Consider the following 19,836-nt stretch of genomic DNA (forward strand, 5'->3'; position numbering starts at 1 on the left):
AAACCGCCCCAAATCGGCATCGATTTAGGGCGGTTCATTTGATCTATACACCGTTTCCTCGAAAATTCGGAAAATGTGCGTCGCAGTTTCTGGGCTCTGCCCAGACCCGCAAAGGGACGCGAACCCTTTGATCCCAAGTGGGCGGCCGGGGCTTCAGGCTCCGGCTTCGCCAAAGAGGTGGTGGGGGCGGGGCAAAGCTCCGCGTTCCCTTCGGCCCCCAGTTTTCCGCTCGATGCTCTAAAGCTCCTTGCCCTGGCGCAGGGATTCGAAGATTCCCCCGGAAACGGTGCGTAGGTCGTTCTCGTTGCGGATCAGATTGCTTTTCATGGCATCCCGTTGGTATTTGAAATTGTTGTTGAATTTCTTGGGTAGACCAGCCCAAACGGGAAGACGGGAGGGATCGCTCAGGTAGAAGGCGAATTCTTCTTCTTTGAAAGTTTCTCGGCAGAACCGCAAGATGTCCTTGATGATTTCCTGGTCGTTCATCTGAAGGAAGACTTCCGACAGGGCCGGTGGGACATAGCGGCAACTGGTGCCGAGGGCCCGAACCAAATGTCCAGGCGTATTGATCACGTTGGAAAGGGCAGTCTCGTCGGCGAAAATATCCCAGGTCCGGTCGCCGAAAATGGGGGCCACCGTATGGATGAGCTTCTCTGCGCTCGGCCCCATTTCCTTGAGCTTTTCCATAGCCTTGTGGTGGTTGGCCAGGAGGTTGCGGAAAACCTTGGCTTCCTCCTCCACCAGGGCCTGCTCCATTTCCTCGGTGAAAGGCTCGTCTTCCTGGTTGGGACGTTTCTTGGGCTTGGGGGGGAACAACTTCCAAGAGGAGTAGATCCGCGCACAACTGCGCAGAACGCTGATGTCCCCTTCGGTGAGAGAGGCCAAAAACAGGATCTGAGCGGGTTTGTTGAACTGCTCCAGCAGGTCTCCCAGGACATGGGCCTGCGCTGTACTTAACTGGATGTAGGCGGGGATCAGGGTGAACTGATTGACTCGCTTCAAATGAGGTTTTAGCAGGTCGTTGAGACCGTTCCCGGGAAATCGCTTCCGGAAATCCGCCGGGTCGAACACGGGTTCCTTTTCCCGTTTGAAGAGGCCTTTCAGAAGGCTTTTCGGTGCATTTTCCTGTTGCTTTCGCCACCTTGCCTTCGCCCGCCGTGCCTCCTTCACCGCCCATGCCTGTTCCGCCCGGTCCAGGCCTAAGCGAAGGCAGGCGAGCAGGTGAGATTGGACGATCTGAGTATAGGAGCGGTTGCAAGGCGCGATGGGATGCGCCTTGTCTTCGACAATGCCTGAACCATCACTGGCCTGGAACAGGTCCTTGAAAGCCCCGTCGTGGCGCAATTCCCAGGCCAGCCCGAGCAATGTTGGGACGATTTCAGGGGCGGAGACCATCACTTCATCGACCGATTCCCACTTGGCGATGCGATCGACCAGATCCTCATAGCCCGCTTGACCCAGGAGACCGCGCAAAAGCTGGAACCCTGTCTGCACGCGGGCTTTCAGGCGCACAGGTTGGGGAGCGCTGCCCTTATTACCGGCCATCACCTTGTCCATTGCCGCCCTTTCTGGCGCCCGTGCCATGGTCGTCTTTCCCTCGATTTGGCCCCGGCCTTCGTTTGGGCGAAGGGTCGAAGCAATTTGTCTAAAAATGGACCTGGGCCACCGGTTCCACAAATCGTGTAACCTGTTCACCGAGATCAAAGTAACAGCATCAAATCGATGGATGTTTCACACGATTTGATCTAAGTCCGCTTGTTCTTGTCCAAACCGGAAGCTTGGCTCCCTAAATCCAGCAGCATTGGCGCACGGTCAATGATCTCATTCAGGATACGTTCCGCCGCAGCCCGTTTCTTCAATGTTTCTTCCTCGACCTTGTTGGCGTAGCGGTCAAGGGTCAATGTGTTGTAGGCGTCATACAAAGTCTTGATCTCATGTAAAAAGACCTCCCGCGACCCTAAGGGGAGATGTTCTTCCTCTGCAATGGCTCTCAGAAACTTCAAGGAACAGTCCAGCAGGGTGGACCATATGGCGATAGTGGCCCTATCGAAACGGTCTTTCGCTTTCGCTCGCCTGTCCTCGGGGACCATCTCGACCCGACGTTCAATCACAATCGAAAAGGCCAAACATTCGCTTGTCAGAGTCCTCGTTCTGGAATAGTCCGCGAATCGGGGAGGGTGTTCCCCATGACGCTCCAGCACTTCGGCGGTGTCAGCTAGGGCGGCTATGCGTGATTCCAATATGGCCAGGAATTCCCCCAGCTCGCGAATCGCGTGGTCTTCGGAGGACTTTTTTTTGCTCATTGAAGGGGAAGGTCCAGTGCTGGAGGGGCGACCTTTGGCCAGATCGGATACCTCCATTATAGGGGGTTTCCTTTGCAACGCCAAGGGAAGACCCACCCTGTCTGGGGGATCTCCGGCGATTCTAGACGCCTTGGAAAGGGCCAGGGATTCCTGTTTCCATGGGGCGGGAGCCTGCTTTACTGTTGGATCCATTGGGATTCACCCATTGGATTTGGCCCTTAAAAGGTGTCTTCCGTTGTGATGCGTTTGCGTATTCCCTCTCTTTTTTCGCGCGGTTTTTTGAACAGCTTTGCCATATTTGGGATGCTTGTTCTCGGGGGATGTGTGGAGGCCACCTATGAGATCAAGCCCGGGGGTGAGCGGATCAACTTGTCGGCGCGAACTCCGGTGGAAAAGGCAGAGGCCAGCGCTGCAGTGGCTGAGGCCATGCATGGTTTGGTGCCTCCCTATCGGTTGCAGGTCGGGGATTCCGTTGTCGTCTCTTACAGCATTGATCCCGCCCCCCAGGCGGATTTCTACCGTCTTCAGCCGGGCGACCTGGTGCAGGTCTCGGGTCAGGATCCAAAGAAACCGAGTCAATCCAGAAAAATCAGAGTCATGCCCGATGGCAGCCTGTCTTTGCCAGAGGTGCAGATGGTCGACGTGGCGGGGCGCTCGACGCGCGAAGCAAGGGCCGCCCTGGCAGCGCGTTTCGCCGAAGTGGTCCGCGCGCCGGATATCGGCCTCGCCCTGGAACAGGGAACGGTGGAGGCCGATTTGTTCCTTCAGGACATTGGCAACGGACCCGGGGCGGACAAGACGCTTTCTGTTTTGCCTGATGGCACTTTGGTTGCCCCACGGGTGGGCGCCGTGTCCGCCATGGATTTGACCTTGGGAGAATTGGCTGCACGCCTGGACGAGGCTTATGCCAAGGCGGGGCTGCCCCTGTTGACCCAGGTGAGTTTGGCGTCCGGGTCAGGGATCCGCACCTTTGTCATGGGCGAAGTGAATGCGCCAGGGATGTTGACGACGGACCGATCCCTGACGGTTCTGATGGCCGTTTCCATGGCCGGCGGGGCGACGGTTTCGGCTAAGACGGAAGCAACGCGGGTCATATACCTCACAAAGGAGGGCGAACCCCGCATGCGGTACCTGGACTTGGACCGACTGCGGGATCAGGCGATGTTGGAGGACGATTTGGTCCTTCCCGGCGACGCGATCATTTATGTTCCCCCGTCTGCTTTGACGACGGCCAACCGATACGCCGATCAAGTGGTGGGAAATATTGGCTTTTTTCGGGGCTTCCTGGGCGTCTTCGGTGGCTTGGATCTGGCCAACAAGCTGTAAGGGGTCGAGAGGGCCAAACAGGGGGCCTTAGGCGGGTAATTTGATCTAGAGTGAAACGGGATCAGCTTGAGTCAAGCTGATCCCGTTTCACTCTAAGGCCGCCTTCAGGTATTTTCCGGGGCGGAAGCGGACGGTTTCCAGGGGCTTGATTTCAACGGGGCCTCGGCCCTGGGGGTCCCGACCGATCCACCCCGCGCGCGTGGCCCTTTGGAAGGTTCCAAAGCCCATGATCGAAATCTTTTCACCTTTGGCCAGGCCGGTTTCCATGGATCGCAAAACCACGTCCACCACCTCGGCGGCGGTTCCTTTGGGAAGGCCGGAGAGCTCGGCGACTTTGAGCCGCAATTCGTTCAACGTCATGACACATCTCCATAGTAGCAAGTCAATGGGGGCCTCGCATCCCAGGTATCCGTTCAACTGGGGAGCCGAGGAGAGCAATAGAAACGTAGTGCAGCGCTGTTAACCTGCGATTGGGCGAGGATGAATGGTCGTAAATGGCTGTAAACAGGTGCGAATAATGTGTTTGTCCGCTTGGTCGAAAACCGGGTAAAATGTTAGAAATAAAGAGGAATCAATAAGACGATGGTCGTTCAGCAGACGATGGAATAGTGGGAAAAAAATGGAAAAAAAAAGGCAAATTGTTGTCGTCGAAGATGATGCGACCACCCGTGTCTTGATTGCGAAGACCCTCGAGGCGGAAGGGTTCCTTGTTCGGGAGGTTTCCACAGGCGAAGAGATGCGCATGGCCATGCGGCGTGGCGGGGTTTGCTTGGTGGTTTTGGATATCAACCTGCCCGACGCCAATGGGTTCGATCTGGCCCGGGAATTGCGGGGATATCCTGGGTTGGGAGTTTTGATCTTGACTTCCCGGGCAGAGGATGTGGATCGGATCGTGGGGCTGGAGATCGGCGCCGACGACTATATGACAAAACCCTTTAACCCCCGTGAGTTGGCGGTTCGGGCTCGCAATCTCGCCCGACGTCTGACAGCGTCGGCGACTTTGCCGGAGGAGACCCTTGCAACGGGACGTAAGCGGGTCTTCAAAGAATGGACCTTGGATCTGGCCAAGAGGCGGCTCGTCCATTTTGATGGGTCCGTCACGGCCTTGACTCCGGGAGAGTTCGGTTTGCTGTCCACCCTGGTGGAGCGGCCAGGTGTGGCTTTGACCCGGGATCAGTTGTTGGATGGTATGGGGGGATCGGAAACGGCGATCACGGACCGCAGTGTCGACGTGCTCGTGGGGCGGTTGCGGCGAAAACTTGGCGATAATCCCAAAACACCGGACTTTATCCTGACCATGCCCGGAGTGGGGTATCTGTTCGCCGAAACGGTTCGGATCGAATAGGGGGGCGACGAAGGCCTGTTCGGGGGGCTCGTCCTTTTCGGAACCCAATTTTCCGGCGGCTCGGGGGCCCTATCCGTGTTTCTAGTTGAGATCGATTATTAATAGCGATATCATGTCCGCATAAATTAAGGGGCTATTTCCCTGTGGACAGTTTATGGAACCGGATGAGGGAGCGGCAAGATGCATGTGGACAAGGATCCGATTGGTCGGGGTTCGGGTGTAACTTTGGTCAATGCGGCACGCCATTGGGCCCGATGCCCGGGAGCGCCTGGCGGTTTTCCGACCGAAGCGGCCCGTAGCCTCTTTGCAGCCGGTTTGGGCGACGCCTTGCCGGGGTTGGGGAGCTTGCTCGCCATCTTCCTGGTGCATGGGCACCGCCCGTTGAATTTGGCTGCTCCTGGCGCCAGCCTATATCGAGTGGATGAACGGGTGTTGGCCCGCATGTTTGATCGGGTCGTTGGGCAGGGTGTGGTGACCGAAGTTGACGAGGGAACGCTTTCCCGCTGGCTGTCTCCACGGGGTGTGGCCCTGGGGATGCGAACACTGAATATCCTCGCCCTGGTCTCGTCCCAGCGAGCGTGTCGGGTCGCTCTGCCGCCGGAGAAAAAAGCCGAGGTCGTGCCCTTTCCTTTGCCGATTGCTGCTGAGTAGCGGAAAATGGCAGGGAAGATCTGAGGGCTCTTCACTGGGGCGGGCCGGACGGCCTCATGTGATATGGGAGCATTCTAAAATCTATATATGCTCTGTTTCCTTGAAAATCCTGAAACCCTGCTTCGCAGTTTCTGGGCTCTGCCCAGACCCGCAAAGGGTCACGGACCCTTTGATCCCATTGGTAAAAAACGAATGGGGGTCCGGGGCCTCAGGCCCCAGTTGGGGGCGGGGTATAAATAGAGTGAAATGCAGTGTAAGCGGCCAAGTGGCCGCTGTGCCTGTCAGAGCGGTAAAGCCTGTGTGGCATTTGAACGCAAGAAAAGCGGCGTGGGTTTCAATCCGCGCCGCTTCGTGTAAGTCGGGGATAGGGGCGGTTGCGGCGGCCATGATCGGACCTGTCCAGGTCCCTATGTCAAATTGTGCTCCATCGACTGGTGGTCGTGACGCTCTTTTCGTTTCCGCATATTTCTCCATCCTGTGATGGAGGTCACCGACTGGTATCTGGTTCCGATTTAAGGTACTCTCATATTCAGATAAAAAACTCCTGAAAGGAGATCGTTATGTCTGACCAGGTCGGATTATCCTCCAGTTCATTGAATTCCATCCAAAACTTACAGAGGATTGATCGCTCCCAGGGCATCAATCAAAACGAACTGTCGACCGGGCGTCAGGATTCTCGGCGGAATATCATCGCTGAGTTGGCCTCCAAGAGTTTGACTGATCGTGCGTCGGACCTGGCGACGGTGAAGAATGACATTAATGAGGGGCTTTCAACCGTCGAATCGGCCCTTGGTGGCTTGGATTCCATTGAGGCGGCCTTGAATCAGGCGAAGGCCATTGCTTCCGAATACGAAAAGACCTCGGATCCAACCCGTCAAGCTGACTTGCAAAAGCAGTTTAACGAAATCTCCCAGCAGATCGATTATTTGGCACAGGATTCGGGTTATAATGGTGTGAATCTGATTTCTTCCAATCCCGATGACTTGACTGTCGCCTATGGGGGAGAGGATGGAAGCAACCTGACCATCAAAGGACAGGGGGCGGACAGTGCGTCCCTTAATCTGTCCCTCTCTGTCGACTCCGTGGACGCCGCCATCAACCAGGTGCGGAGCTCTGCCGAAACTCTGGGGCAGACCTCGTCGATTCTCAGTATCCGTGCGGATTTTACGGAAAAGCTTCAAAACAACCTGGAAGCGGGGGCCTCAGATTTGGTCGAAACGGATCTGAATAAGAATGCTGCGGAGGCACTCGCGCTTCAGACCCGGGACCAATTGGCTACGGCGGGATTGAATATTGCAGCCCAGAGCGAGCGGGCGGTTGTGCAGCTCTTTTAGGGCTCCTCCGTGAGGAGAGACGCTGCCTGCGATCAGCTTGATGTCTTGTCATGCTTATTGCAGCGCCCCGTTTTCACGGGAATGAAGACGTAACTCTGTGTCCTTGAAAATTCGGCAACCCTGCTTCGCAGTTGCTGGGCTCTGCCCAGACCCGCAAAGGGTCACGGACCCTTTGATCCCATTGGTAAAAAAACGAATGGGGGTCCGGGGCCTCAGGCCTCGGTGGGGGGCGGGGTATAAATAACGAAAGTGAAACGGGGCCAGCTTGAGTTAAGCTGATCCAGTTTCACGCTAGGCTGCAGGGAGTAGGGTCAAGAAAGTTGCCCCCTCACCCGGATGCGGGTCCAGCCAGATACGCCCGCCATGGCGTTCCACGATACGGCGGCAGAGGGCAAGGCCAACCCCCGTGCCGCTGGTCGATCCACCATGCAACCGATGGAAGAGGGTGAAGACGCTTTCCTGGTCTTTCGGGGCGATTCCAGGGCCGTTATCCGCTACGGAAATCCGCCAGGCCGGACGTTGACCAAGGTCTGTCGCCTCGATAGAAATAGTGATTGCAGGGACATGATCCAGCGCCCGATACTTCAGGGCGTTGCCGATCAGGTTTTGGAACAGTCGGCTCAATTGCCCCTCGTCCCCGTGGACCAGGGCCGGGGTATCGGGCTTCACGATGATTGCGCCGCTTTCCGTCAGGGCGAGGGCTAGGTTGGCCAAGGCCCGGTCGACAGGGACCCGCAGGTCCAGGGGGGAAAATTGGGTCTTTTGAGCTGAAATCCGCGCATAGTCCAAAAGATCACTGATCATGGTGGCCATGCGGTTGGCTCCATCCTGGGCGAATTCCATATATTCGCCCGTTTCCTGGTCCAAGGCGTCTCCCAGGCGTCTGCGGATGAGCTGCAGGTACCCTCGGACCATGCGCAGAGGTTCTTGCAGGTCATGGGAAATGCTATAAGCGAAAGCCTCCAATTCGGCATTGGAGCGGGCGAGCTCTTCTGTCCGGTCCGCGACACGTTGTTCCAGGATGGCGTTGGCGAGGCGCAGCTGCTCCCGGCCCGTCTCCAATTCCACTATATCGTCATAGGCCCGAAGGGCTCCGACAATCGTGGTGAACAGCTTCTGCGCGGTGAGTTCGGTCTTCGCTTTGTAGTCGTTGATATCGTAGTTGATGATCACTTCCCGTTCCGGGGCCTGCCCTGGCTGGCCGGTGCGCAGAATGATCCGGATGGCGCGATTGCCTAACTCCTCTCGGATATAATGGACCAGCCGCAAGCCTGCGTCTTCGGATTCCATGACCACGTCCAAGAGAATGGCCGCGATGTCCCCGTATTCGGCCAGAACCTCCCTGGCTTCCGCTGCAGAATGGGCAGAAAGCAGGTTTAAGCCCCGATCCTTGAAGCGAACCTTGCTTAGGACGGTTCGGGTAATAAGGTGCACTTCTGGGTCGTCATCGACGATCAAGATTTTCCAATCCAGGGGATTGGTGTCTGGCGCCGATGGAGACGGACCGTTGCCCTGTTCTTCCATGGCGAACAGAAGTTCATTTTCTGCGCCACTGTCCATTACTTGGCCTTTCGGCATGCTCGGCGGGTGATAAGTGACGTGATCGGCGTATGCCCTATAACCCAGTTCCTGACCCGTATTCTTAGGGAGAAGTTCGGCTAAAAGTATATGCATGACTTCCATCAAGTGTGCCCTGTCACGGAGTAAAAGACAACAGAGCAGCTGTGGAGAATGACCTCTCGTGGCATTGGAAAAACCCGGGAGCTTGGCTCCCGGGTTTTCCGCGACCGACTGGTAGGTCGGGTATGAGGGAATGGTGTCCCTTACTTACATGGACTTGGAACCATGACCAAACTCGGGGTAGGCCTCCAGGCCCAGTTCGGCCTTGTCCAGCCCCATCTCTTCGTCCTCTTCGGAGCAACGGATGCCCATGGTGAACTTCAAGACCAACCAGACGATGGTGCTGCAGACGGTCACGAAGACACCGATGGAGACGATACCCAGAAGCTGAGAGCCGAAGGAGGTGTCCGGGTTGGACAGGGGAACGGCGATGGTTCCCCAGATGCCGCAGACCAAGTGGACGGGGATAGCGCCAACCACGTCGTCGATCTTCAGCTTGTCCAGCAGCGGGACGGTAATAACCGCCAGAACGCCACCGACGGCGCCGATGATGATCGCCAGCAGAGGAGTCGGCATCAGCGGCTCGGCGGTGATGGCCACCAGACCGGCAAGCGCACCGTTCAGGGCCATGGTCAGGTCGACCTTGCCGTACATGATTTGGGTCAGCAGCATCGCAGCCACCACGCCACCGGCCGCAGCCAGGTTGGTGTTGACGTAGATGTTGGAGATCGCCATGGCATCATCAGCGGAGCCGAGGGCCAACTGGGATCCGCCGTTGAAGCCGAACCAGCCCAACCACAGGATGAAGGTGCCCAGGGTCGCCAGCGGCAGGTTGGCGCCGGGCATGGGGTTCACGCGGCCATCGGCACCGAACTTACCCTTACGGGCACCGAGGATGATGGCGCCAACCAGGGCAGCCCAACCACCGACGGAGTGCACCAGGGTGGAACCGGCAAAGTCGGAGAAACCGGCTTCGGACAGCCAACCGCCGCCCCACTGCCAAGCGCCTTGGATCGGGTAGATGAAGGAGGTCAGGATCACGCAGAAGATCATGAACGGCCAGATCTTGATCCGTTCGGCCAGCGTACCGGACACGATGGACGCGGCAGTGGCGACGAAGACCATCTGGAAGAACCAGTCGGACATCTTGGAATAGCCGGTGTCCAGGTCAGGCATTGCATTGGGATCGTACAGGAAGCTGAAGCTGCCGATATAGCCGCCATCAACGCCCACATACATCAGGTTGTAACCGATGAGGTAATACATGATGCCGGCCACGGCGTAGAGGCTGATGTTCTTCAGCATCTGCATGGCGGTGTTTTTGGTGCGGACCAGGCCGCCTTCCAACATGGCAAAGCCCGCTGCCATCCACATCACCAGCGCGCCATGGACCAGGAACGAAAAGGTGTTGAAGATGTAAGCAATTTCGGAGTTCACCGCAGGCTCGGCGTCTTGGGCCAGGGCCGGTACGGCGAAGGCACCCGCGAGGACAGCCGTAGCGCCGGCGAGCTTCAGGATGTTTTTCGGAAAAGTCATGGAACCGGGTCTCCTTAAAGGGCGTCGGCGTCGGTTTCACCAGTGCGGATACGCACGACCTTGGTCAGGTCGTAGACGAAGACTTTGCCGTCTCCGATCTTGTCGGTGCGCGCTGCGGAGCAAATGGCCTCGACCACTTGGTCGACCACGTCATCCTTAACGGCGACTTCGATCTTTACCTTCGGGAGGAAGTTCACTTGGTATTCGGCGCCACGGTAGATCTCGGTCTGGCCTTTCTGTCGTCCGAAGCCCTTAACCTCGGAAACGGTCAAACCCTGAATATCAAGCGGAGTAAGGGCCTCACGGACCTCATCTAGCTTGAAGGGTTTGATGATAGCCATGATCAGCTTCATTACTCGTACCCCCATCGGATCGCATTCTTGAAACAACCTCGCCATCCATGCATTGGACCACGAGCGCTCATAAGGTGTAGTATTCAAAGACTGTGCCAGTTCCTGAATTACGTTCTAATCAATTGAAAATAAAGAAAAAATACCTATGCGGGAAATCAGGTTATTGGAAGCCCGTTATCGTGTTGTGATTATTATTTAAGCAAATCCACTCCAGTTTGATCGAAAAATATAGCAAGGGCTGGATTTGCCTCTGGGGTGTCTCAGGGGAGGGGACCGAATATGGGTCTGAACAATCGGACGGAGGGTGAGATTCGCCCGAGTCCCCTCTCTTCTGGGTCAGGATCCATCACGGGTCCGAATCAAGAGATGCCACCGGAGGATTGTGATTAAAAAATGACCACAGGGTGGTTTTTTGGTGCCTCCACCTCGGGTCGAGCCGATCTGCAGGGGGCTTTTCCTGTGTGGTTTGAGGGAGTAAGGTGCCGTCACGGTGACGCGGTATATCTTTTTCTCAAAGTGAAACGGGGCCAGCTTGACTCAAGCTGATCCCGTTTCACTCTAGGACCGTTGCGTGTCCTGTTGGAGAACAGGTGGAGGCCTGTCTGGCTCTGATCGACGGCGAGAGGGCCTGAAAAGGGGCAGATCGTGAGTCCGATGGAAGCGGAAATGGACGAGGGGGCGGCCCTCATGGCGGCGGGACGGGCGGCCGAGGCTGTCGACCACTTCGAACGGGCGGTCAAGGGGGCACCGGAAGATGGGGGGCTGAGCTTTGCCTTGGGGTCTGCCCTCTTCATGGCTGGGAATATGGATGCTGCGCGGGGCGCCTACGCCCGTGCCGCCAGCTTGGACGACCGGTACCACATCGGAACCATGATGCGGGTGGGGGACACGACCCGGCTGCTCGACGCTGGTCCCTGGATGGCCCGTCTGCCGGGCATGGAGATGCGTTTCCCCCCTCCCGGTGGGCGTCCCTTGGTTTTTCTGGCCTGCGATCCGATTTATTTCCGCGATCTGGGCCGGGCCATGGCTCTGTCTGTGGACCGGAATGCGCCGGGCTGGGATGTTCATGTTCATTTGGCCAATCCTGATGGTCCCTCCTTGGGTTTGGTGGAGGGGCTGGCCGGGGCCTTGTGTTCAGCCCGGTTGTCCCTGTCCTGGGAGGTGGTGCCCCAGGCCGCAGATGGATCCATGGGCGCGCGGACCTGGCTGGCCTCCATGCGCTATTTGCGTCTGCCCGACCTGATGGACCGCATGGAGATGCCAAGCCCCATCGTCATCGTTGATGCCGATAGTGTCATGCGGGCGCCCTTGCCACCGGTCGACGGGTGGAAGCCAGAATCGGGGTGGCTGGCTCCTTGGGACATCGCTCTGAACGATCAGGGCTGGTTTCCCATGGGGCCTCTCTGGCGGTTCCATGGGGCCTGTGTCGGGGTCGCACCGACACCTGCGGCCCGGGCTTTCGCAGGTCAAGTCCAGGCTCTCCTCGCCCGTCAAGCTCTCACGCCGGGCGGCATGATCTGGATGGTGGATCAATATGCCCTATCGATCGCCCACCAGGCCATGATCACCCTGGACCCGACCTACCGCCGGGCCGATTGGCCCCGGGAAGCCTTTCGGCCCGATCTGGCGGAGGAGGGGCTTGCCCTGTGGTCCATGGGGGCGCATCGCAAGAAAGAGAATCCCGATTATCGGCGGGAAGTGGCGCGGTTTCTGGCCGACTTGGACGGGTAGTACTCTTTCCTGGAGTTACAGCAGTTTCATGAATTCCTCGGGCGGGAGGGGGTGTCCGAAGAGGTAACCTTGGAACATGTCGCAGTAGTGCTCGCGTAGGAAGGTGAGTTGGGCGTCGGTTTCTACGCCCTCGGCCACCACCCGGAGGCCAAGGCGTCGGGCCATGGTGGCTGCGGTCTCGACCAGAGCCGCGTCCTCGTGGCTGGTCAGCATGTCGGCGACACAGGAGCGGTCCAGTTTCAGAACTTTGAAGGGGTGGCGGCGTAATTGCTTCAAAGAGCTATGGCTGGATCCGAAATTGTCGATGGAAAGAATCACGCCCATCTCATTCAGCCTGTTGAGGCTGACGCTGATCCCGTCCGAGTCGCGGAACAGAACGTCTTCGGAGATCTCCAGTTCCAGGAAGGAGGGGGCCAGCCCTGCGCCTTCCAGCACTTCCCGGACCCGGTCGGTGAATTCGGGGTCGCGCAGTTGGCGCCAAGCCACGTTCACTGCGACCCGGAAATCGGGGTTGAGCTTTTCATGCCAGACCCTGGCTTGGCTGCAGGCATTCCAAAGGACCCAGCCGCCGATTTCCTCAATCAGCCCCAGTTCTTCGGCGATGGGGATGAATTGGGAGGGCGGGACGAAGCCTCCTTCGGCCAAGGGCCAGCGGACCAGGGCCTCGGCGCCCATGACGGTCAGGGTCTCGGCGTCCACCACGGGCTGGTAGAACACGGTCAGATCCATGTTTCTGACCGCCTTGCGCAGTTCATTTTCCAAGGCGAGTTGCCCCTGGATCTCCTGGGTCATTTCCTTGGTGAAGAACTGATAGGTGTTCCGGCCTGCAGCTTTGGCCCGGTACATGGCGGTGTCGGCGTTGCGGATCAGGGGCTGGGCCTCTTCCCCATCATGGGGGAAGACGGAGAGACCGATGGATCCACCAAGCAGCACTTCCCGGCCCGTTCGGGTGACGAAGGGGCGGCGCAGGGCATCCAGGATCCGCTCCGCCACCAGGGCGAAGTCCCGTTCCCGACCGTCGCTGACCAGGGAAATGGTGAATTCGTCCCCGCCCATGCGCGCGAGCGTATCGGTGTCGCGCAGCACTTCACTTAGCCTTTCTGTGGTCAGGCGCAGGATTTCGTCGCCGGTGGCATGGCCGTGGATATCATTGACGGTTTTGAAATGGTCCAGGTCGATGAACAGCACGGCGACCTGGGCATCCCTGCGGCGGGCTTGGGCCAGGGCTGCGGTCAGACGATCCTGGAACAGGATGCGGTTGGGCAGATTGGTCAGGTGGTCATGGTTGGCCTGATGCCAGATTCTTGTTTCCGCAGCCTTGCGCTGAGTGATGTCCTCGTTGAGGGCGATATAATGGGTGACCGTGCCGTGGTCATCTCGTAGTGGGGTGACGGTGGTCCGTTCCCACAACAGGCTTCCGTCCTTGCGTCGGTTCTCGAATTCGCCTCGCCAGATTCGTCCCGCCTTCAGGTCGCTCCAAAGCTGGGCATAGATCCGGCTGTTCATCTCTCCTGACTTCAAAAGCCTGGGGGTCAGGCCCAGGACCTCCTCGACGGCGAAGCCCTTGGTTTTCAGGAATGTCGGATTGACGTAGTCGATGACCCCCTGGACATCGGTGATCATCACCGAAATGGGGATCTGTTCCAGTACGGCGTAGAGGCGGTCTTGCAGGGGCATCATCCCCGTAGCCTCGACGGCTTGTATGGTGACGACGCAGACCGGTGCGCCCTCTCCCCCGAAGGAGGTGTTGCCGTGGAGCAAGGCTGGCAGGGTTTCTTCGGGCAATAGGAGGCGGGCACTCAATTCCCAAGCGAAGCCGGGTGCGGAAAGGCGGGCGGTGCAAGCTTGGCGGAAGGCGGGCGCAAGCAGGTCGGTGAAACGGCGGCCCGATAGGTGTTCGGCGGGCTCACCCATCAATTTGGCGAAGGCTGCGTTGGCGAAAACCACGTCCTCACCGGATAGGACCACCAACCCGTCGGGCATGGCATCCACAACCATCAGGAAAGGATCGTCCCCATCGATCTCCCGTTCGTTTCCGGTTTGGGCAGAGGGAGAGGGAGGAGGGGAAGGAGCGGCGTCCAGGAGACGGAAATGGAGAATACCTTGGCTGTGGTGGGGCGCTTGGGGGACACCCGGCAGGAGGGTGACCTGGGCGGCCAAGCCGGAGGTCAGGACGATTGCGTTGAGGACTCGTTCCCGCCCATCGCGTGTGGTTGCGGCTAAGGCCTTACCAAGGCGGAGCCGGTCCGTTTCGCCGATCAGGTCACCGAGGTGGAGGGTTCCCTGCGCCAAGAGGGGCGCTTGGGTTCGGCCAAACACCGGGGTAAGGCCTCCCTGGACCTCGAGAATGCCGCAAACGGACAGATCCCCTTCCGCGTCCACGGGGGAGACGCGCAGTGAGGCAAAGGGGGCGTTCTCGAGAAGGTTGCGGGAGAACAGGGCCGCACCGTTTGAATCTACCATGCCATATCGGAACCGCTCTCATGATCGGAACCGCTCTCATGCCTGTGCACCGGTACTGTGTAAAGGACAGCTGCCCGTGCGCTCGGTTGTTGTTACCGCGTCACCGTTCCAAATTCGGAGGGGGCTCTTCAGTTGGCACGATCCAGTTTGTTACGGGAAACCGCGAAAGTGTCGCATAAAGTGAAACTTGATCTCGGAGCATTCTAGGTTGCCAGGGAAGATGCTTCTCTGCCTGACGTCGAACTTTGGAAACGGATTGTACCTCAAGATGCGCTCGTTATTCATTCCATATCTTGACCGTATGTGACTTCGAGCCAGTCGAGAAGAGCGGCTGCGATCCTTTCCCACCCCCGGTCCATCATCATCGCGTGGCCGATATCGGGGAACAGATGGGGTTCAACGCCATGGTAGGCGGCGGTGGCGCGCACTTGGGTCGGGGGCACGAACCAGTCTTCTGTCGCCCCCATGACAAGCAGGGGCAGGACCCGCAAGGGGGGGCGGGGGACGTCGGCCCAGGTCATGTCGTTGATGACCGTCAACGATTCGCCCTGAAGAAGGTCTGCGTAGCGGGCGCTTTCCGCCGGGGTGGGTTGGCTGTGGAACAGGGCATCCTCGACGGGACGGAGGCCCGAGGCGGACCGGCCCGTGGTTTGGATTTGCAGGACCGTCCAATAGAGATTGGGATGCTGGCTGGCCATAGCCATGGCCCCTTCCAGAAGACCCTTGGGCGGGACCGAGGCCATGAGCACCGCGCCTGCGATCTCTCCGGTGCTTTCCCTTTCTTCCAGAACCTTTTGCACGACCATGCCCCCCATGGAATGGCCGATGAGCACCGGCGGCGCGTCCAGTCCATCCAGAACGGTGGTCACGTCCTCTGCGTAGTCGCGCAGGCGGAAGGAATCCAGCCGTTCGCGACCTTCGCTGCCCCCATGGCCCCGGAGAGAGAGGGCGCGGCAATCCCATCCCCGCGCGGCGAACCAGGGCAGAAAGGTCTCCGACCAGCACCAAGCCCCGGCGAAGGCCCCATGGACGAACAGGAGCGGGGGGCGGATTGGGGCATCGGGGTCCCGGTCGCGGGGAGCAGCGTGCAGGATTTCCAGTTTCATGATTTATTCTCTTCGGTCGTTTGATCAGGGGGGCCCTAACCTTGTGTGCAGAATGCCATATGCTCTTTTTTTGTTAGGAATTTCCAGAAACCATTTGCGAAAGTGAGCCGGTGAGCGTGAACCGGGCGGAGGCCGCCACGTTCGGTGTCGATTCGTCCGCCCTGGGTAAAGGGGGGCAGAGAGTGACCTGGGGCCTGAAGCTCTCCAGCTGAGGACCGGAGGATGTCGATGGGGAGGTCGATATCGTCTTCTTGATTCTGCTCCCTTGACCCGAGCGGCTATCGCGCCCACCCTTCGCACCTGCGGGAGACTTTATTTTAAGGACGTGCTTCATGTTCGATGGATGGTTGAATGCTGAGATCCTGGCGCGGGCACAATTCGCCTTCACCATCTCGTTTCATATCATTTTTCCCTCCTTCACCATTGGCTTGGCATCCTTCCTGGCTTTGGTCGAGGGGCTTTGGCTGGCGACGGGCAAGTCCCTGTATCTGGATCTGTTCAAACATTGGGTCAAAATCTTCGCCCTGTCCTTCGGAATGGGCGTGGTGTCCGGCGTCGTCATGAGCTATCAGTTCGGCACCAACTGGGGACCCTTCGCCGAGGCCACGGGCTCGGTTCTCGGTCCCCTGCTGGGGTATGAAGTCTTGACGGCTTTCTTCCTCGAGGCTGGGTTTCTGGGGATCATGTTGTTCGGTATGGACAAGGTGGGGCCTCGGCTCCATTTCGCAGCGACCCTTCTGGTGGCCATTGGGACCTTGATCTCGACCTTCTGGATCCTGTCTGCCAATTCCTGGATGCAGACCCCGGCGGGCTATTCCCTGGATCCCGATGGGCGGTTCCTCGCCGCGAACTGGCTGGAGGTGGTCTTCAATCCCAGCTTTCCCTACCGCTTCCTCCATATGGTCACGGCGGCCTTCCTGACCTCTGCCCTGGTGATCAGCGCGGCTTCCGCCTGGCGGTTGCTCAAGGGCGATGGGCAGAGCGCGCCGACCCGGCGGGCCTTCTCCCTGGCCACGGGGTTGGTTATGGTGGCCGCCCCCCTGCAAGTCCTGCTCGGTGACGCCCATGGGCTCAACACCCTGGAACACCAGCCCGCCAAGATCGCCGCCATGGAGGGCCATTGGGCCGAAGAGGTCTCTCCCGCGCCGTTGATCCTGTTCGGTATTCCCGACGAGGCGGAGGAGACGACGCGCTTCTCCATCGAGATCCCCTATCTGGGGTCTCTCATTCTGACCCATAGCCTGGATGGCGGGCTGAAGGGCATGAAGGCCTTTCCTCCTGACGAACGCCCGCCCATGACGGTTCCTTTTTTCACCTTCCGGATCATGGTGGGCTTGGGGTTTTTGATGGTCGGTCTGGGCGCTTTCGCCGGGATTCAAAGGCTGCGGGGGCGTCTGTATGACTCCCCTCTCCTCCAGCGCTATGCCCTGGTTATGGGACCAGCGGGCTTCATCGCTATCCTGGCGGGTTGGTTCACCACGGAGGTGGGGCGTCAGCCCTATATGGTTTACGGATTATTGCGGACAGAGGACGGCATTTCCCCCATCGATGCACCCGGGGCGGCGGCTTCCCTACTGGCCTTTATCCTGGTCTACGGGATCGTCTTTGCCGTGGGGATCCGCCATATGCTGAAAATGATGGGATCCCCCGTGAAAGAAGGTGGCTCGTCTCCCGAGGACGCCGTCTTCACCCATCCCGGACCGATCACCGAGGAAGGCCCTATGACGAAAGGAGAAACGTCCCATGGCGCTTGATCTGCCCTTTGTCTGGGGCGTTTTGATCGCCCTGGCCGTTTTCCTGTATACCGCCTTGGATGGCTTCGATCTGGGCATCGGCATCCTCTTCCCCGTCCTCGGAACGGAGGGTAACCGGGACCGGGCGATGAACTCCATCGCGCCGGTCTGGGACGGCAACGAAACCTGGCTGGTGCTTGGCGGTGGGGGGTTGTTCGCGGCCTTTCCCATGGCCTATTCGGTGCTGCTGACGGCGTTCTATCCCTTGGTTATTGGCATGTTGTTGGCTTTGGTCTTCCGCGGTGTGGCTTTCGAGTTTCGCTTCAAGGCGACCACCTCGGGCGCCAAAGCCCGTTGGTCAGTGGCCTTTTGGGCCGGGTCCCTGGTCGCGGCGCTGTGTCAGGGCATCATGCTCGGTGCCTTCATCCAGGGGGTCGCCGTGGAGGACGGACGCTATGTGGGGGGATGGTTCGACTGGTTGAGCCCCTTCTCCCTGTTGACCGGGCTGGCCGTGCCCTGTGGGTACGCCTTGCTTGGGACGGGGTGGTTGGCCATGAAGGGCGACGGAAATCTTGCCGATTTGGCGTTCCGCTATGCGGTGCGCTGTGCCCTGGGAACGGTCGGCTTCATTGCCCTGGTCAGCGCTTTTACCCCCCTGGTGGATCCCGATGCCATGAACCGCTGGTTCGGCCCGAATATGATCCTGTATGGGGTGGCCCCTGTGGCTGTGGCCACGCTTGCGGTGCTGCTGCATGGGGCCATTGGCAAGCGGCGGGCGGGGCTTGTGTTCCTGCTGGGTCAGGGGTTGTTTGTCGCCTGCTACCTGGGGTTCGCCATCACCAAATATCCCTTCATCATCCCCAACACCGTCACCTTTCGGACAGCGGCGGCCGATGAGTCGGCGCTGGCTTTCCTGTTGCCCGGTGCCCTGGTCCTGCTGCCGATCATTATCGGCTATACGGGCTATGCCTATTGGGTGTTCCGGGGCAAAACATCGGGCAAAGGGTACCACTGATGGACCCCTCAGCTGAATCCAGAGAGGGCCGGGGGCGGCGCCTTCTCTGGTTTGCCGTGCTTTACCTGCTTTCCCTTGCTGCGATGGCCCTGGTGGTCTGGGGGATCCGCCTGCTGATCCCGAGGTGACCGGTTAGAGTATTCCGAGATCAAGTTGGGTCGCTTCGCGACCGATCCGGTTTAGGGCGGACACTTTGATCTAGAGCATCGAGCGGAAACGTGGGTGCCGGTTTTCCGCTCGATGCTCTAACCATATGATTTTAGATCAAATTATCCGCCCTAAATCGATTCCGATTTGAGGCGGTTTGATCTAAGGCGCGGGAGGCACCATTCCCGAGAGCAGCCGGGAAAACTCCTTGCGATCATAGGGGCCGGACCCGGTGGTTCCCATGGCCTGGCGCACCGCGTCCGGCGAGGTATAGCCCAATTTTCCGACGAGAAGGGCAGCGAGGCTCTGGTCGACCTGTCGTCCACCAGAGAAGGGGCGGCGGTTTTCCGGCATCACTGTTCCAATGGGGACGGACATTCCCAGGGAGTTCCCCGACTTGGTCCTGGCCGTGGCCACATGGACGGCGATCACCCGGGGACCCTCGTCGGTCCAATGGACAATGGGCGAGCCCGAATCCCCATTCACCGTATCGCAGTCATGCATCAGGATCCCATTGGACTGACGCCCCAGGATATGGCACCCCACGTTGGCGGTCTGCACATGGCGCCGGTCGAAGCTGTAGCCCACCTGACTGATGGTGACACTCCGGGGAGCGTCGGAGAGGGTGCCGAAATAGCCAACGATATCCCCCAGGGGGTCCTTCAGGTCCAGCAGCGCCCAATCCTGGGAGGGGTCGCCCTTGTGGCTGGGCGGCTTGGGTCGGTAGCCGGGGCTGACCGTGACGGACGTCACCGGCGAGAAAGCGATCCATTCCCCCCTTTGGTACCCGGCGGCGAACTTCAGGCCCGTGGCGGGATACCAATTCAGGGTCTTCTTGTTCCACAGGCAATGGCCGGCGGTCAGCACCTGGTGGGGGCCGATCAGGGTGCCGGTGCAGAAGGCGCCATCACTGCGGTTGACCCGTCCAACCGACGACCAGGGCCAGGATGAGGCGTCAACGGTAAGTCGGTCGTCCAAGCCCTTCACACCCGGTTTGACCCGGCGCAACATGTCCGCGTCGCTTTCCCGGGGCAAATCCTTGGCGCTTTGGGCCAGTGTCGCTGCCGGGATCGCCCAGGAAAGCGCCAGGGCAAGGGCGCAAACCATGGACGAGAAGGGCAAGACGGGTTTGGTCAGAAGCTTCCAGGGCTTGGACATGGTGCCCTCCTGTCT

General features: G+C 59.1%; 17 protein-coding genes. 8 read left to right on the forward strand and 9 right to left on the reverse strand.

Annotated elements, in window-relative coordinates; genetic code table 11:
- Positions 1–237: 237 nt before the first annotated feature.
- Both ACLIRY_RS07765 and ACLIRY_RS07770 read right to left on the reverse strand, forming a co-directional pair.
- Positions 238–1,584 carry a hypothetical protein gene (locus tag ACLIRY_RS07765; RefSeq protein ID WP_413204810.1) on the reverse strand — a complete coding sequence of 449 codons (1,347 nt, stop codon included), beginning with the start codon at positions 1,582–1,584 and terminating at the stop codon, positions 238–240.
- Positions 1,585–1,745: 161 nt separating this feature from the next.
- Positions 1,746–2,303, reverse strand: a complete 558-nt coding sequence (locus ACLIRY_RS07770) for a hypothetical protein (protein ID WP_413204811.1) — start codon at positions 2,301–2,303, stop codon at positions 1,746–1,748.
- Between the two features lie 303 nt (positions 2,304–2,606).
- Between ACLIRY_RS07770 and ACLIRY_RS07775 the strand changes: the two genes are divergently transcribed.
- On the forward strand, positions 2,607–3,629 hold the full coding sequence (locus tag ACLIRY_RS07775; protein WP_413204812.1) for a polysaccharide biosynthesis/export family protein: 1,023 nt from the start codon (positions 2,607–2,609) through the stop codon (positions 3,627–3,629).
- 87 nt (positions 3,630–3,716) lie between these two features.
- Here the strand turns inward: ACLIRY_RS07775 and ACLIRY_RS07780 are convergent, their stop codons facing one another.
- The gene (locus ACLIRY_RS07780) at positions 3,717–3,989 is read right to left on the reverse strand and encodes an HU family DNA-binding protein (protein ID WP_413204813.1); all 273 of its coding nucleotides are present in this window, start codon (positions 3,987–3,989) and stop codon (positions 3,717–3,719) included.
- A 259-nt stretch (positions 3,990–4,248) separates the two neighbouring features.
- Here ACLIRY_RS07780 and ACLIRY_RS07785 point away from each other — a divergent pair, with 259 nt between their 5' ends.
- The 3 genes from ACLIRY_RS07785 to ACLIRY_RS07795 all read left to right on the forward strand — a co-directional run bounded on the left by ACLIRY_RS07785 (position 4,249) and on the right by ACLIRY_RS07795 (position 6,959).
- Positions 4,249–4,974, forward strand: coding sequence for a response regulator (locus ACLIRY_RS07785; RefSeq protein WP_413204814.1), 726 nt, complete (start codon positions 4,249–4,251; stop codon positions 4,972–4,974).
- A 180-nt stretch (positions 4,975–5,154) separates the two neighbouring features.
- Positions 5,155–5,625 (forward strand): hypothetical protein, encoded by a 471-nt coding sequence (locus tag ACLIRY_RS07790; protein WP_413204815.1) that lies wholly within the window; start codon positions 5,155–5,157, stop codon positions 5,623–5,625.
- A 560-nt stretch (positions 5,626–6,185) separates the two neighbouring features.
- Positions 6,186–6,959: a flagellin gene (locus ACLIRY_RS07795; protein WP_413204816.1), complete on the forward strand. Its 774-nt coding sequence runs from the start codon at positions 6,186–6,188 to the stop codon at positions 6,957–6,959.
- 291 nt (positions 6,960–7,250) lie between these two features.
- On the opposite strand, the gene ACLIRY_RS07800 is transcribed toward ACLIRY_RS07795, so the two are convergent.
- The 3 genes from ACLIRY_RS07800 to ACLIRY_RS07810 all read right to left on the reverse strand — a co-directional run bounded on the left by ACLIRY_RS07800 (position 7,251) and on the right by ACLIRY_RS07810 (position 10,468).
- Positions 7,251–8,519 (reverse strand): sensor histidine kinase, encoded by a 1,269-nt coding sequence (locus tag ACLIRY_RS07800; protein WP_413204817.1) that lies wholly within the window; start codon positions 8,517–8,519, stop codon positions 7,251–7,253.
- A gap of 267 nt (positions 8,520–8,786) precedes the next feature.
- Complete coding sequence (locus ACLIRY_RS07805) at positions 8,787–10,115, reverse strand: ammonium transporter (RefSeq protein WP_413204818.1); 1,329 nt, start codon at positions 10,113–10,115, stop codon at positions 8,787–8,789.
- Positions 10,116–10,129: 14 nt separating this feature from the next.
- Positions 10,130–10,468, reverse strand: coding sequence for a P-II family nitrogen regulator (locus ACLIRY_RS07810; protein WP_413204819.1), 339 nt, complete (start codon positions 10,466–10,468; stop codon positions 10,130–10,132).
- 654 nt (positions 10,469–11,122) lie between these two features.
- Between ACLIRY_RS07810 and ACLIRY_RS07815 the strand changes: the two genes are divergently transcribed.
- On the forward strand, positions 11,123–12,199 hold the full coding sequence (locus ACLIRY_RS07815; RefSeq protein WP_413205333.1) for a tetratricopeptide repeat protein: 1,077 nt from the start codon (positions 11,123–11,125) through the stop codon (positions 12,197–12,199).
- 15 nt (positions 12,200–12,214) lie between these two features.
- On the opposite strand, the gene ACLIRY_RS07820 is transcribed toward ACLIRY_RS07815, so the two are convergent.
- Together ACLIRY_RS07820 and ACLIRY_RS07825 are read right to left on the reverse strand one after the other, a co-directional pair.
- Positions 12,215–14,662: a putative bifunctional diguanylate cyclase/phosphodiesterase gene (locus ACLIRY_RS07820; RefSeq protein WP_413204820.1), complete on the reverse strand. Its 2,448-nt coding sequence runs from the start codon at positions 14,660–14,662 to the stop codon at positions 12,215–12,217.
- Between the two features lie 281 nt (positions 14,663–14,943).
- The gene (locus tag ACLIRY_RS07825; RefSeq protein ID WP_413204821.1) at positions 14,944–15,768 is read right to left on the reverse strand and encodes an alpha/beta hydrolase; all 825 of its coding nucleotides are present in this window, start codon (positions 15,766–15,768) and stop codon (positions 14,944–14,946) included.
- 332 nt (positions 15,769–16,100) lie between these two features.
- Here ACLIRY_RS07825 and ACLIRY_RS07830 point away from each other — a divergent pair, with 332 nt between their 5' ends.
- Genes ACLIRY_RS07830 through ACLIRY_RS07840 form a run of 3 tightly spaced genes read left to right on the forward strand, consistent with a single transcriptional unit; the run spans position 16,101 to position 18,644 of the window.
- Positions 16,101–17,522: a cytochrome ubiquinol oxidase subunit I gene (locus ACLIRY_RS07830; protein WP_413204822.1), complete on the forward strand. Its 1,422-nt coding sequence runs from the start codon at positions 16,101–16,103 to the stop codon at positions 17,520–17,522.
- Complete coding sequence (gene cydB, locus ACLIRY_RS07835) at positions 17,512–18,516, forward strand: cytochrome d ubiquinol oxidase subunit II (protein ID WP_413204823.1); 1,005 nt, start codon at positions 17,512–17,514, stop codon at positions 18,514–18,516. Before ACLIRY_RS07830 ends, cydB begins: the two co-directional genes overlap by 11 nt.
- Positions 18,516–18,644: a hypothetical protein gene (locus ACLIRY_RS07840; RefSeq protein WP_413204824.1), complete on the forward strand. Its 129-nt coding sequence runs from the start codon at positions 18,516–18,518 to the stop codon at positions 18,642–18,644. Before cydB ends, ACLIRY_RS07840 begins: the two co-directional genes overlap by 1 nt.
- A gap of 181 nt (positions 18,645–18,825) precedes the next feature.
- On the opposite strand, the gene ACLIRY_RS07845 is transcribed toward ACLIRY_RS07840, so the two are convergent.
- Positions 18,826–19,821: a trypsin-like serine peptidase gene (locus ACLIRY_RS07845; RefSeq protein ID WP_413204825.1), complete on the reverse strand. Its 996-nt coding sequence runs from the start codon at positions 19,819–19,821 to the stop codon at positions 18,826–18,828.
- Positions 19,822–19,836: the final 15 nt, after the last annotated feature.

Source organism: Rhodospirillum sp. A1_3_36, assembly GCF_047263945.1.
Taxonomy (GTDB): Bacteria; Pseudomonadota; Alphaproteobacteria; order Rhodospirillales; family Rhodospirillaceae; genus Rhodospirillum.